General features: G+C 65.2%; 11 protein-coding genes and 1 pseudogene. 8 read left to right on the forward strand and 4 right to left on the reverse strand.

The window, feature by feature from the left end; all coding sequences use genetic code 11:
* The first annotated feature begins 37 nt into the window (after positions 1 to 37).
* The 3 genes from JG746_RS04385 (at position 38) to JG746_RS04395 (ending at position 2,798) form a co-directional block, all read left to right on the forward strand.
* Positions 38 to 994 carry a quinone oxidoreductase family protein gene (locus tag JG746_RS04385; RefSeq protein WP_202357059.1) on the forward strand — a complete coding sequence of 319 codons (957 nt, stop codon included), beginning with the start codon at positions 38 to 40 and terminating at the stop codon, positions 992 to 994.
* Between the two features lie 119 nt (positions 995 to 1,113).
* Positions 1,114 to 2,040, forward strand: coding sequence for an ABC transporter ATP-binding protein (locus tag JG746_RS04390; RefSeq protein WP_202357060.1), 927 nt, complete (start codon positions 1,114 to 1,116; stop codon positions 2,038 to 2,040).
* Positions 2,037 to 2,798 carry an ABC transporter permease gene (locus JG746_RS04395; RefSeq protein ID WP_202357061.1) on the forward strand — a complete coding sequence of 254 codons (762 nt, stop codon included), beginning with the start codon at positions 2,037 to 2,039 and terminating at the stop codon, positions 2,796 to 2,798. Before JG746_RS04390 ends, JG746_RS04395 begins: the two co-directional genes overlap by 4 nt.
* A gap of 2 nt (positions 2,799 to 2,800) precedes the next feature.
* Here the strand turns inward: JG746_RS04395 and JG746_RS04400 are convergent, their stop codons facing one another.
* The 4 genes and pseudogenes from JG746_RS04400 to tauA all read right to left on the reverse strand — a co-directional run bounded on the left by JG746_RS04400 (position 2,801) and on the right by tauA (position 5,783).
* Positions 2,801 to 2,986 carry a hypothetical protein gene (locus tag JG746_RS04400; protein ID WP_446721164.1) on the reverse strand — a complete coding sequence of 62 codons (186 nt, stop codon included), beginning with the start codon at positions 2,984 to 2,986 and terminating at the stop codon, positions 2,801 to 2,803.
* Positions 2,987 to 3,013: 27 nt separating this feature from the next.
* A pseudogene (locus JG746_RS04405) lies at positions 3,014 to 3,873 on the reverse strand (ABC transporter permease subunit).
* The gene (locus JG746_RS04410; protein ID WP_202359258.1) at positions 3,870 to 4,643 is read right to left on the reverse strand and encodes a taurine ABC transporter ATP-binding protein; all 774 of its coding nucleotides are present in this window, start codon (positions 4,641 to 4,643) and stop codon (positions 3,870 to 3,872) included. Before JG746_RS04410 ends, JG746_RS04405 begins: the two are co-directional and overlap by 4 nt.
* Positions 4,644 to 4,769: 126 nt before the next feature.
* A complete protein-coding gene (gene tauA, locus JG746_RS04415) occupies positions 4,770 to 5,783 on the reverse strand; it encodes a taurine ABC transporter substrate-binding protein (protein WP_202357063.1) in 1,014 nt (337 codons plus the stop codon).
* Positions 5,784 to 6,520: 737 nt separating this feature from the next.
* On the opposite strand from tauA, the gene JG746_RS04420 reads away from it, so the two are divergent.
* The 5 genes from JG746_RS04420 to JG746_RS04440 all read left to right on the forward strand — a co-directional run bounded on the left by JG746_RS04420 (position 6,521) and on the right by JG746_RS04440 (position 12,523).
* Positions 6,521 to 6,970 (forward strand): RrF2 family transcriptional regulator, encoded by a 450-nt coding sequence (locus JG746_RS04420; RefSeq protein ID WP_096451968.1) that lies wholly within the window; start codon positions 6,521 to 6,523, stop codon positions 6,968 to 6,970.
* Between the two features lie 25 nt (positions 6,971 to 6,995).
* A complete protein-coding gene (locus JG746_RS04425; protein WP_202357064.1) occupies positions 6,996 to 8,339 on the forward strand; it encodes an FAD/NAD(P)-binding protein in 1,344 nt (447 codons plus the stop codon).
* Between the two features lie 331 nt (positions 8,340 to 8,670).
* A complete protein-coding gene (locus JG746_RS04430) occupies positions 8,671 to 10,104 on the forward strand; it encodes a pyridoxal-phosphate dependent enzyme (protein ID WP_202357065.1) in 1,434 nt (477 codons plus the stop codon).
* Positions 10,101 to 11,282: a trans-sulfuration enzyme family protein gene (locus tag JG746_RS04435; RefSeq protein ID WP_202357066.1), complete on the forward strand. Its 1,182-nt coding sequence runs from the start codon at positions 10,101 to 10,103 to the stop codon at positions 11,280 to 11,282. The genes JG746_RS04430 and JG746_RS04435 overlap by 4 nt, the downstream gene beginning before the upstream one ends.
* Before the next feature lie 272 nt (positions 11,283 to 11,554).
* Entirely contained in the window at positions 11,555 to 12,523 is a 969-nt protein-coding gene (locus JG746_RS04440; protein ID WP_202357067.1) for a GlxA family transcriptional regulator, read from the forward strand.
* Positions 12,524 to 12,708 lie beyond the last annotated feature (185 nt).

Consider the following 12,708-nt stretch of genomic DNA (forward strand, 5'->3'; position numbering starts at 1 on the left):
TATACACATAATTCGGAAAGCAGAAAGGCAGACCATCATGAAAGCCGCGATTGTTTCGAGCGCCGGGCAGACACCGGTCTACGGCGATTTCCCGGACCCCGTGCCGGCACCGGGTGAAAATCTTGTCACGGTGACCGCCACCGCCATCAGCCATGTCGTCAAGAGCCGGGCCTCGGGTTCGCATTACAGTTCTGCCGGCCAGTTTCCCTTCATCGTCGGCATCGATGGCGTCGGCCGGCTCAAGGACGGCAGCAAGGTCTATTTCGCGCTGCCCAGGGCGCCCAACGGCAGCATGGCGGAGCGGACCGTCGTTCCCGAGGCGCATTGCGTGGCTCTGCCGGACGGGCTGGACGACATCACCGCCGCCGCCATCGCCAATCCGGGCATGTCTTCCTGGGCCGCCTTCACCGAGCGGGCGAAGCTCAAGCCGGGCGAAACCGTGCTGGTCAACGGCGCCACCGGCACTGCGGGTCGCCTCGCCGTCCAGATCGCCCGGCATCTCGGCGCCAGGAAAATCATCGCCACTGCCCGCAACGCAGCCGCGCTCGACGCGGTCGCGGCGCTTGGCGCGGATGTGATGATCCCGCTCATCGAGGACGGGGCGGCTCTTGAGGAAAATTTCAAGCGGCAGTTCAAGGAGGGCGTGGATGTCGTCGTCGACTATCTCTGGGGCAGCAGTGCGCAACGCCTGCTGATCGCCGCCGCCAAGGCCGGTGCCGACGCCGTGCCTATCCGCTTCGTCCAGATCGGCGCCGTCAGCGGGTCCGATATCACCTTGCCGAGCGCGGTTCTGCGCTCATCCGCGATTGCCCTTATGGGCAGCGGCATCGGCAGCGTCCCCCTCGACCGCTTCATCGCCTGCACCGGCGATCTGCTGCGCGCCGTGGTGCCGGCCGGCCTTCAAATCGACACCACCCCGGTTCCGCTGGCGGATGTCGAACAGGCATGGGCCAGGGATGACAGCACAAGGCGCACCGTGTTCACGCTGGGCTAAGGCAATGGCCGTCCCGCGCTGGCTGTCCAGAACTGTCAGCAGCGCCATTGACTTGCGGTTGCATGCGACGACATTCGGCCTATATCAGGGGACCTCTTTCAGGCAGCCGTTTTCAGCCCATGCCCTCCATTCTGTCCATTTCCGGGGTCTCCAAGACCTACGCCACCGGCTTCACCGCGCTCAAGGAAGTCAATCTCGACATCCAGCGCGGCGAGATCTTCGCTTTGCTCGGACCGAACGGCGCCGGCAAGACGACGCTGATCTCGATCGTCTGCGGGATCGTCAACCGTTCGACCGGCACCGTCACGGTGGACGGCCACGACATCGGCAAGGATTACCGCGCCGCGCGCAGCCTGATCGGCCTTGTGCCGCAGGAACTGACCATCGATGCTTTCGAGAGCGTCTGGGCGACGGTCAACTACAGCCGCGGCCTGTTCGGCAAGCCGGCCAATCCAGGCTTCGTCGAGAAGGTGCTGCGCGATCTGTCGCTGTGGGACAAGAAGGACGCCAAGGCGATCACGCTGTCGGGCGGCATGAAGCGGCGCCTGATGATCGCCAAGGCGCTGTCGCATGAGCCGCGCATCCTGTTCCTCGACGAGCCGACGGCGGGTGTCGACGTCGAGCTGCGCCAGGACATGTGGGAGATGGTGCGCCGGCTGCGTGAGGATGGCGTCACCATCATCCTCACCACCCACTATATCGAGGAAGCCGAAGCGATGGCCGACCGCGTCGGCGTCATCAACCGCGGCGAAATCATCCTGGTCGAGAACAAGGCCGAGCTGATGCGCAAGCTCGGCCGCAAGCGGCTGGTGATGGAGCTGCGCAATCCGCTGACCGCCATTCCCGAAACCTTCTCGCGCTATGCGCTGGAGCTGTCGCCCGACGGCGGGCAGCTCACCTACACCTATGACAACCAGGCCGAGCGGCCGGGCGTTGCCTCGCTGATCCGCGATCTCGAGGCGTCAGGCATCCAGTTCCGCGACATCGACACGCAAAACAGCTCGCTCGAGGAGATCTTCGTCAATCTGGTGAGGAAAGACGCATGAACCTGCGCGCAGTCTGGGCGATCTACCGGATGGAGATGGCGCGTGCCTTCCGCACCGTGCTGCAGAGCATCGTCTCGCCTGTCATCTCGACATCGCTGTACTTCGTCGTCTTCGGCTCGGCCATCGGCTCGCGCATCACCGAGATCGACGGCATCAGCTACGGCGCCTTCATCGTGCCGGGGCTGATCATGCTGTCGCTGCTGACGCAGTCGATCTCCAACGCCTCCTTCGCCATCTATTTTCCGAAATTCGTCGGCTCGATCTACGAGCTTCTGTCGGCGCCGGTCTCCTATCTCGAGATCGTCATCGCCTATGTCGGCGGCGCGGCCACCAAGTCGATCATCCTCGGCCTGATCATCCTCGCCACCGCCTCTTTGTTCGTGCCGCTCACCATCCTGCATCCGTTCTGGATGGTCGGCTTCCTGGTGCTGACGGCGGTGACCTTCAGCCTGTTCGGCTTCATCATCGGCATCTGGGCGAAAAGCTTCGAGCAGCTGCAGCTGGTGCCGCTCCTGATCGTCACGCCGCTCACCTTCCTCGGCGGCAGCTTCTATTCGATCCACATGCTGCCGGGCATCTGGAAGACGATCACGCTGTTCAACCCGGTCGTGTACCTGATCAGCGGCTTCCGCTGGAGTTTCTACGGCAAGGCCGACGTCTCGGTCGGCGTCAGCCTCGGCATGACGCTGGTCTTCCTGGCCGCCTGCATCGCCATCGTCGCCTGGATCTTCAAGACCGGCTACCGGCTGCGCAACTGACCTCACTGCGACCAGTACTGCCAGGCCCAGTAGAAACTTTCGTCGCGCGGCGGCAGGCGGTCGCGGCCGGCCTGGAATTGCACCGGCGCCGGCGAGCGCTCCTGCCTCGTGGCCTTGTCATCAGAGGCAAGGCCGAGCAGCCAGGCGCCGAAATGGGCGAACAGCACGGCGGTGGAATGGGTCGTCATCGTCATCCTCCCGCGCTTTGCGGTTGATCATTCCCGTCCCGCCCACGGGACGAGCGCGCGCTCGATCCGGCGGATGGTGAATTCGAGCACGAAGGCGATGGCCGCGATCACCAGAATGCCCATGATCACCACGTCGGTGACCAGGAACTGCGCCGCCGACTGGATCATGAAGCCAAGTCCCCGCGTCGCCGCCACCAGCTCGGCCGCGACCAGCGTCGACCATCCGGCGCCGAGCGCGATGCGCAGCCCGGTCAGGATCGAGGGCAGCGCGCTGGGCAGGATGACGTGGCGGACCACCTGGCGCCTGGTCGCGCCGAGCGAACGCGCGGCGTTGATCGTTCCTGCGAGACGCCGCGGACGCCCGACGCGGTCGACAGCGCCACCGGCGCCAGCATGGCAATAGTGATCACCAGGATCTTCGACGGCTCGCCGATGCCGAACCAGATGATGACCAGCGGCAGATAGGCGAGCGGCGGGATCGGCCGCAGGAATTCCAGCAGCGGATCGAAGATGCCGCGGCCGACGGTGCTGATGCCGATGGCGAGACCAACCGGCACGCCGACGAGGAGCGCCGCGACGAGTGCTGCGAATACCCGGCCAAGGCTGGCGACAGCGTGCTGCAGCAGCGTCGCGTCGACGAAGCCGTCGCTGACAACGACGATGAATTTGTGCCACACGGCGGCGGGCGAGGGCAGGAACACCGGTGACACCAGTTGCAGGCGGGCCGACAGCGCCCACGCCGCCAGCACCACCAGTATGGTGACCGCGCTGATCATGCGGGCCGAAACGCCCTTGCGTTTCGGGCTTGGCCGCGACCACGGCACCGACAGGCCGTCGGCCTCTTCAGTCCTTTGGCCCGCGCGCTCCATGTAGGAGGAAATGGTCATGCCGCCTCTCCCTCGAAGATGGCATCGGTCAGTTCGCCGCGCGCCGCGGCGAAGGCCGGGTCGGCCTTGATGGCGCGGATGGCCTCGCCCGCGGCGTAGCGCCTGGAGAAGCCCGGCTCGAAGCTGCGCACCACGCGGCCGGGGCCCGGCGCCAGCACGACGATGCGGGTGGCGAGCACCAGCGCCTCCTCGATGCCGTGGGTGACCATCAGCACGCCGGCATGGCTCGCCGTCCAGAGGTCGAGCAGCGTCGTCTGCATGCGCTCGCGCGTCAGCGCATCGAGCGCGCCGAGCGGCTCGTCGAGCAGCAGGAATTGCGGCTCGGCGGCGAGCGCGCGGGCAAGGCCGACGCGCTGGCGCATGCCGCCGGACAGTTCCCAGATGCGCTTGTCGCCGGCGTCGCCGAGCTTGACCAGGTTCAGCAATTCATCGGCACGGCGCGCGCGCTCGGCCGGCCTGATACCGCGCAGGCGCAGCGCGAAGGCAACGTTTTCGCGCGCGGTCAGCCAGGGAAACAGCGCATCGTTCTGGAACACCACAGCCCGGTCGGAACCGGGTGCCGTGATCGGCCGGCCGTTGATCGTGGCGCTGCCGCGCGCCGGCGTGACCAGGCCGGCGGCGACGTTGAGCAGCGAGGTCTTGCCGCAGCCGGAACGGCCGACAAGCACGACGAAATCATGCCCGGCGACGTCGATCGACACGCGCTCGACGGCGGGGGCCGGCTGGCCGTCGTAGTGGATCGAGATCTTGTCGAGCACGAGATGCGGCATGGGGCCTCTCAGGAAGGTCATTGAACTCGCCCGCCCCGAAACCGCGCCTCGTCAGCGGTTCCGGGGCAGGCGGCACGCGCGGCGTCAGGGAAGGAGATCCCCGCGCGTTCAGGTGACGCCCGGCGCTCAGTTCGAGGCCAGCGCCTCGGTGACGTATTTCGATGTCACATATTTCGAATAGTCTGGCAGCACGGCGTCGACCTTGCCCTGCTCCTTGAGGAAGGCGGAGGCCGCAACGACCGCCTTGACCGTGCCGCCGCCGAGGAATTTGTCGGAGGCCTGCTCTTCAAGCGTCGGGAAGACATAGCCCTTCAAGAGCTCCGGCACCTCTTCCAGCTTGGCGCCGGTAAGCTTGGCGATCTTGCCGGCCTCAGGCGACGACACCGACCAGGCGTCGGGCTTGGCGAGGTACTCGGCATAGGCAGCGCCCGTCACCTTGACGAAGTCGCGCACCGCTTCCGGGTTCTTTTCGGCAAAATCGGTGCGCACGATCCAGGCGTCGAAGGTCGGCGCGCCCCAGGCAGCGACCTGCGCGGAATCCAGCACCACCTTGCCTGATGTCTTGATCTGGCCCAGCGCCGGATCCCAGACGTAAGCCGCATCGATGTCGCCGCGCGCGAAGGCGGCGGCGATTTCCGGCGGCCTGAGATTGAGGATCTGCACCGATTTCGGATCGACATTCTCGTGCTTCAGCGCGGCAAGCAGGCTGTAATGCGTGGTCGAGACGAAGGGCACGGCGACCTTCTTGCCGGCGAGGTCGGCGACCTTCTCGATGCCGGCGCCGTTGCGGGCGACCAGCGCCTCGGACGGACCGATCAGGCCGACGACGAAGATGGTCTGGATCGGCAATTCGCGGCTGGCGGCCGCGGCCAGCGGGCTCGACCCGACATAGCCGATATCGACCGAGCCGGAAGCGACCGCGGCGATGACATCGGCGCCGGAATCGAATTTGCGCCAGTCGATCGTGGCCTTGGTCGCCTTTTCATAGACGCCGTCGGCCTGCGGCACTTTGGACGGCTCGACCACCGTCTGGTAGCCGATGGTGATCTTCAGGTCCTCGGCCAAAGCCGGGCTGAGAAAGGCGGCCCCAGCAAGGGCAGCCGACGACAGAAGGAGAATGCGTCGCGAAATGGTGGACATCAAAAGGCTCCATGAAAACAGAGAAAACCGGATTGCCCTATGATAGTCCGCTAATTCTATCGCTCTTGTAGAGTTAAATCCTTCCAACGAAGGCGGGTTTGTTGAAAAAAACTTGTCGGTGTCGGAGGACCAGAGCGCAAAGGGCGGCTGCAACCGCTGTCATCATCCCCGATGACAACCGAACGGGGAATGGCTGTCCGCGAGCCCCCGATTTCGTCATACTAGGGCGAAGGTGGGAAGGGCTCGGGCAATTCTACAATCGTCCGCGCCCATCCCCTACGAAACGAAAATTTTCGCTTTTGCCAAGCACCACGAAAATCCATGCCTCAAACAGCTGCGGAATTGACAACCCATTCCGCGTGTTCGAGGGTAAGTATAGTATCCTTATCGACATGAGGGATTGGAGACGACGATGAGCGGGCACCCCACCACCATGATCGCTCGCGGCATGCGCCGGCTCCCGGCGCCGCAAGAGTTGGCGCAAGGCAGGGCTGTCCCGAGCGGAACTATTTGTCGCCTTGTCGCCGTCGCGATGCATTTCTGTGCTCTTATTGGCACAAAGGCCTGACAAAATGGCTATTGCGGCTTGAAAACGAAGCAAATTCAACGTTTCTCGGCTTGTACATCATGTCACTAGAATTTATGTGTCATGGAAGCTTGGGCGCGGCGGGGAGGCTCGCCAGGCGTTTCGTAACGGATGGCTTCACGCCATCGCATGACAGAGAAACGTTCGGTCAATGCTCACCAAAAAAGGCAAGTACGGCCTCAAGGCGCTGGTCCACCTCGCGCATATGCCGGCCGGGCAGCTGGCTTTCGTCAACGACATCGCGACCGGCAACAACATCCCGAAGAAATTCCTCGACGCCATACTCGGCGAATTGCGCAATGCCGGTTTCGTCCAGAGCCGCAAGGGCAAGGATGGCGGCTACCGCCTGGCGCGGCCGGCCGACGAGATCAAGGTCGGCCATGTCGTGCGCGTCCTCGACGGGCCGCTGGCGCCAATTCCCTGCGCCAGCCGCACACAATATCAGCGCTGTGAAGACTGCAACGAGGCGACATGCCAAGTCCGTCATCTGATGCTCGAGGTCCGGCAGGCGATCGCCGAGGTGCTCGACCAGCGCAGCCTCGCCGAGATGCGCGACATCGTCATCGACGAACTCCCAGTCACGGTGAAGGTCCAGGCCTGACGCCTGGTACTATGCGGAGGCGCGCATGAGCGGGCGCGCCAGTTCCATCATCATTGTCGGCGGCGGCGCCAGCGGCGTCGTGATGGCCGCGCATCTCCTGAAATCGTCCAATCCGGATCTGCGCGTCACGCTGATCGAAAAGCGCCCGCATTTCGGCCAGGGCATCGCCTATTCGACGCTGCTGTCGGCGCATGTGCTGAATGTCAGCGCCGCCGGCATGAGCGCCTATGCCGACGATCCCGGCAATTTCTGGCGCTGGCTGCAGGGGCGTGGCCTGGTCGACCCGGAGCAGACGCCACAGATACCTTTCTACGCGCCGCGCAGCCTCTATGCCCGCTATCTCGGCGAATTGCTCGACGAGCTCGAAGCGCGCGAACAGCCGAGCGGGCGGCTGCGCCTGATCCACGAAGAGAGCCTGTCGATCACGCCGACCGCCTCCGGCGTCGAGGTGGCGCTTGCCAACGGCACCAGCGTCGTCGCCCATCTGGCCATACTCGCCACCGGCCATGACGAACAGCCGGCGCAAGGCCATGCGATCCGCATGGGCTCGGAGGCCGACACCGCGCTCGATCCGGAAAGCCCCGTCCTGGTGCTGGGCACCGGGCTCAGCATGGTCGACGCGTTCCTGGCGCTGGAACAGCGCGGCCATACGGGACAAATCATCGCCGTGTCCCGGCGCGGCCTGCTGCCGTCGCCGCACCGCAAGGGCAATCCGATCAAGCTCGACGTCGCCGACATTCCACTCGGCACCCAGCTGTCCTATTTCGTCGGCTGGTTCCGCGACCTGATCCGCGAGAACCAGAAGGCCGGCATCGACTGGCGCGACGTGGTCGACGGTCTCAGGCCGTTCAACCAGAAGATCTGGCAGAACTGGCCGGCCTCCGCCAAGCGCCGCTTCGTCGAGCACACCAAGGCCTGGTGGGACATCCACCGCCATCGCATGGCGCCGGAAGTCTACGCCAAGGTGACGCAAGCCGTGCAGTCGGGCCGCATCCGGCTTGTCGCCGGCCGCGTCGTCGGCATCACGCCGGGCGAGGCTTTAAGCGTCGACGTCCAGTCGCGCCACAGCCAGCTCGTCGAGACTTTTGAGGTCGCCCGCATCTATGATTGCTCGGGGATCGTGCGGGACATTTCGACATCGTCGAACAGCGTGGTGCGCTCGCTGGTCGACCGCGGGCTCGCGCGGCCCGATCCGATGCGCATCGGCCTCGACGTCTCGGCCAATTGCGAGATCATCGCCGGCGACGGCACGGTCTCGCGCAAGATCCTCGCCGTCGGCCCGCTGACGCGCGGCACCTTCTTCGAGATCGACGCCATCCCCGACATCCGCGTCCAGTGCGCGCGGCTGAGCAAGCAATTGCTGGGGTGAATTTATGGTCGGGCTGCGCTCTACGGCGCCCCCCTCTGGCCTGCCAGCCATCTCTCCACAGGTGGGGAGATCGGCAGCTTCGGACCCCCGCGCGCCTTCCAACGTCGGTTATTGGCGAAAGCCGCAGGGCAGCCCATCTCCCCCCTCGTGGAGAGATGGCCGGCAGGCCAGAGGGGGCGTGCCCCATCGACCAGGCCGCAACCGGGAATTTCATTCCTCGTCTGGCCGTCTGATTGGCACGTTCTATCTTCTTTCCCGCGACAAACGGCTGGAAAAGAGGCTACGCTGCCGCTCTGCCCCCGAGCCGGTTGCTTGATCAGGGAGCTTCGATATGAGCGAGCACGGAAAAGCTGCGCCAGGCAGCCCGGATGGCCAATCCTCACGCTTGCGGCCGCCTTACAAATCGGTTCTCGACCTGATCGGCCAGACGCCGGTGGTCGAGCTGACCAAGTTCGACACCGGCAAATGCCGGCTGTTCATCAAGCTCGAAAGCCAGAACCCGGGCGGCTCGATCAAGGACCGCATCGCGCTGTCGATGATCGCGGCGGCCGAGAGAGAGGGCAAGCTCAAGCGCGGCGGCACCATCGTCGAGGCGACCGCCGGCAATACCGGCCTCGGCCTTGCCCAGGTCGGCATTCCCAAGGGCTACCGCATCGTGCTGGTGGTGCCCGACAAGATGTCGCGCGAAAAGATCCAGCATCTGCGCGCACTGGGCGCCGAGGTGCGCATGACGCGCTCCGATGTCGGCAAGGGCCACGCGGAATATTACCAGGACATGGCCGAGAAGATCGCGGCCGAAGTGCCGGGCGCCTTCTATGCCAACCAGTTCGCCAACCCGGCCAACCCGCTGGCGCACGAGACGACGACCGGCCCGGAAATCTTTTCGCAGCTTGATGGCAATGTCGACGCGGTGGTGGTCGGCGTCGGCTCCGGCGGCACGCTGACCGGGCTTGGCCGCTACTTCGCCGAGGTGTCGCCGAAGACCGAAATGGTGCTGGCCGATCCGGTCGGCTCGGTGCTGGCGCCGCTGATCAAGACCGGCAAGATGGAAGAGGCGGGCAGTTGGACCGTGGAAGGCATCGGCGAGGATTTCGTGCCGCCCAATGCCGATCTGTCGCTGGTGAAAAAAGCCTACTCCATCACGGACAAGCAAAGCATGCTGGCGGTGCGCGATCTCCTGTCGCGCGAAGGCATCCTGGCCGGCTCGTCCTCGGGAACGCTGTTGTCGGCCGCCTTGCGCTATTGCCGCGAGCAGACGACGGCCAAACGCGTCGTCACCTTCGTCTGCGACAGCGGCAACAAGTACCTGTCGAAGGTGTTCGACGATTTCTGGCTGGCCGAGCAGGGCCTGGCCGAACATGAGCAGCATGGCGACCTGCGCGACCTGGTCATGCGCTCGCACCGCACCGGCGACACAGTCTATGTCGGCCCGGATGAAAGCCTGCTCAACGCCTATGGCCGCATGCGCCGCTCGGATGTCTCGCAGCTGCCGGTGCTCGACAATGGCAAACTCATCGGCATCGTCGACGAGAGCGATATCCTCGCCAAGGTCGACGGTCCCTATGACGGGCGCTGGGAGCGGTTCAACGGCCCGGTGCGCACCGCGATGACCTCCAATCTGCACACGCTGCAGGCCAGCCAGACGCTGGACGCACTGCTGCCGGTGTTCGACCGCAACGAGGTCGCCATCATCTTCGACGGCGACGAGTTCGTCGGCCTGATCACCCGCATCGACCTGATCAACCATCTGAGGCGCGCACGATGACCAAACACACCCCGCCGGCCGGCAAAAACCGCCTGGCCTTCTCGACGCGCACCATCCATGGCGGCCAGAGCCATGACCCGCTGACCGGCGCGGTGATGGTGCCGATCTATGCCACCTCGACCTACGGCCAGCAGTCGCCCGGCGTGCACAAAGGGTTCGAATATGCCCGCAGCCAGAACCCGACGCGCTTCGCCTTCGAGCGCGCGGTCGCCGATCTGGAAAGCGGCACAGCCGCCTTTGCCTTTGCGTCGGGCCTGGCGGCGATCTCGACGGTGCTGGAACTGCTTGATTCCGGCGCGCATATCGTCGCCACCGACGACATCTATGGCGGCTCCTTCCGGCTGATGGAGCGGGTGCGCAAGCGCTCGGCGGGTCTCCAGGTCTCCTTCGTCGACTTCACCGACCTTGCCGCGGTGGAAGCGGCGATCCGGCCGGACACGAAGCTGCTCTGGGTCGAGACGCCGACCAACCCGCTGCTGCGCATCGTCGACCTCGAAGGCGTCGCCGCGCTGGCCAAGCGCAAGGGCATATTGTCGGTCGCCGACAACACGTTCTGCAGTCCGTATATCCAGCGGCCGCTGGAGCTCGGCATCGACATCGTCGTGCACTCGACGACCAAATATCTCAACGGCCATTCCGACATGGTCGGCGGCGTGGCCGTGGTCGGCGACAACAAGGAGCTGGCCGCCCAGCTGAAATTCCTGCAGAACGCCATCGGCGCCATATCGGGCCCGTTCGACAGTTTCCTGGCGCTGCGCGGCCTGAAGACGCTGGCGCTCCGGATGGAGCGTCATTCCGACAACGGGCTGAAGATCGCGCAGTGGTTGGAAGCGCGCAGGGATGTGCGCCGCGTGATCTATCCCGGCCTCGCCAGCCATCCGCAGCACGCCATCGCCGTCCAGCAGATGCACGCCTTTGGCGGCATGATCACGGTTGTGCTCGACCGCGATCTCGCCGGGACAAAACGCTTCCTTGAACGCACGCAATTGTTCACGCTGGCCGAAAGCCTCGGCGGGGTTGAGAGCCTGATCGAACATCCGGCCCTGATGACGCATGGGTCGATCCCGGCGGAGAAGCGGGAAGAAATCGGGATATCGGATTCGCTGGTGCGACTGTCGGCGGGGATCGAGGATGGCGATGATCTGATCGCGGATCTGGAGCAGGCGCTGGGGGGCTAGACCCTCAAATCGTAAAGGTCAGCGCCGCCCCTCATTGCCCTGCCGGGCATTTCTCCCCGTATAGAGACGGGGAGAAAGATGCTGGCATCGATGATTTCGCCAATTGCCAACGTTGGAGGAAAGGCGCCGAGGTTGCGCCATATCCCTTCTCCCCGTCTCTATACGGGGAGAAGGTGCCGGCAGGCGGATGAGGGGCGGCGCTGGCGTCTCATGATTATCGATCGGCATCACCCCGGTTGACCTCGCGCGCCATTCGCCCGAAATCTACCGCCATGGCCACGCGCGAACCCGAAAAACCCATCGAGCCCCTGACCTTCGCGGTGCTGGTGTTTCCCGGCTTTCCGATGATGGCGTTCAGCTCGGTGATCGAGCCGCTGCGGGCCGCCAACATCCTGGCGAAGCGGCAGTGCTATCGCTGGATCATCGTCGGCGGCACGAAAGGCGCGGTCGAGGCCTCGAACGGCGTCGTCATCCAGCCGGGGTTCTACGCGGAGGATGCGCCGAAGGTCGACCGCATCGTCGTCTGCTCGGGCGGCGACGCCGACCACCTCGTCGCCGAGGACGCGGCGAGCTGGATCCGCCGCAGCCTGCGCAATGGCGCGCATATCGGCGCGGTGGCGGACGCGGCGTTCTTCCTGGCGCGGGCCGGCCTGCTCGACGGCCATGCCTGCACCTTGCACTGGACCAGCCAGGCCGCCTTCACCGAGGCCTTTCCTGCAATCGAGCTGCGGCGCGATCTCTATGTCATCGACCGCAAGCGCTTCACCTCGGCCGGCGGCGTCGGCAGCCTCGACATGATGCTGGAGATCATCACCCGCGATTACGGCGCCGAGCTTGCCGCCGGCGTCGCCGAATGGTTCGTGCACAGCCAGTTGCGCTCCAGCGTCGACCGCAAGCTGATGCCGCTGCGCCTGCGCACCGGCGTGCAGAATGAGCTGGTGCTGTCGGCCATCGCCATCATGGAGGACGCGGTCGAGGAGCGGCTCGGCATGGCGGAGCTGACCGCGCGGCTCGGCGTGTCCTCCGACAAGCTCGAACGCTCCTTCCGCTCCGAACTCGCCATCTCGCCCAATGGCTATTACCGGCGCCTTCGGCTGAAGCGCGCCGCCGACCTCCTCGCACATTCGACGCTCGCCGTGCGCGACGTGGCGCTGGCCTGCGGCTTTGCTTCGATGTCGAGCTTTGCCCGGGCGTTTCGCGAGGAACATGGCCATCCGCCGAAGCTGGCGAGACGGCATTAGGCGCGGCGCTCTATGAAGGCCCCCTCATCCGGCCGCTTCGCGGCCACCTTCTCCCCGAGGGGAGAAGAGGGAAACGGTCGGCGCTGCAAGTCTCCTCTCCCCTCGGGGAGAGGTCAGCCGAGCGAAGCGGAGGCTGGGTGAGGGGGCGGCGCCATGCGTTGCAGCACTAGCGGCATTTCGCACAA

The organism is Mesorhizobium sp. 113-3-3 (assembly GCF_016756495.1).
GTDB lineage: Bacteria > Pseudomonadota > Alphaproteobacteria > Rhizobiales > Rhizobiaceae > Mesorhizobium.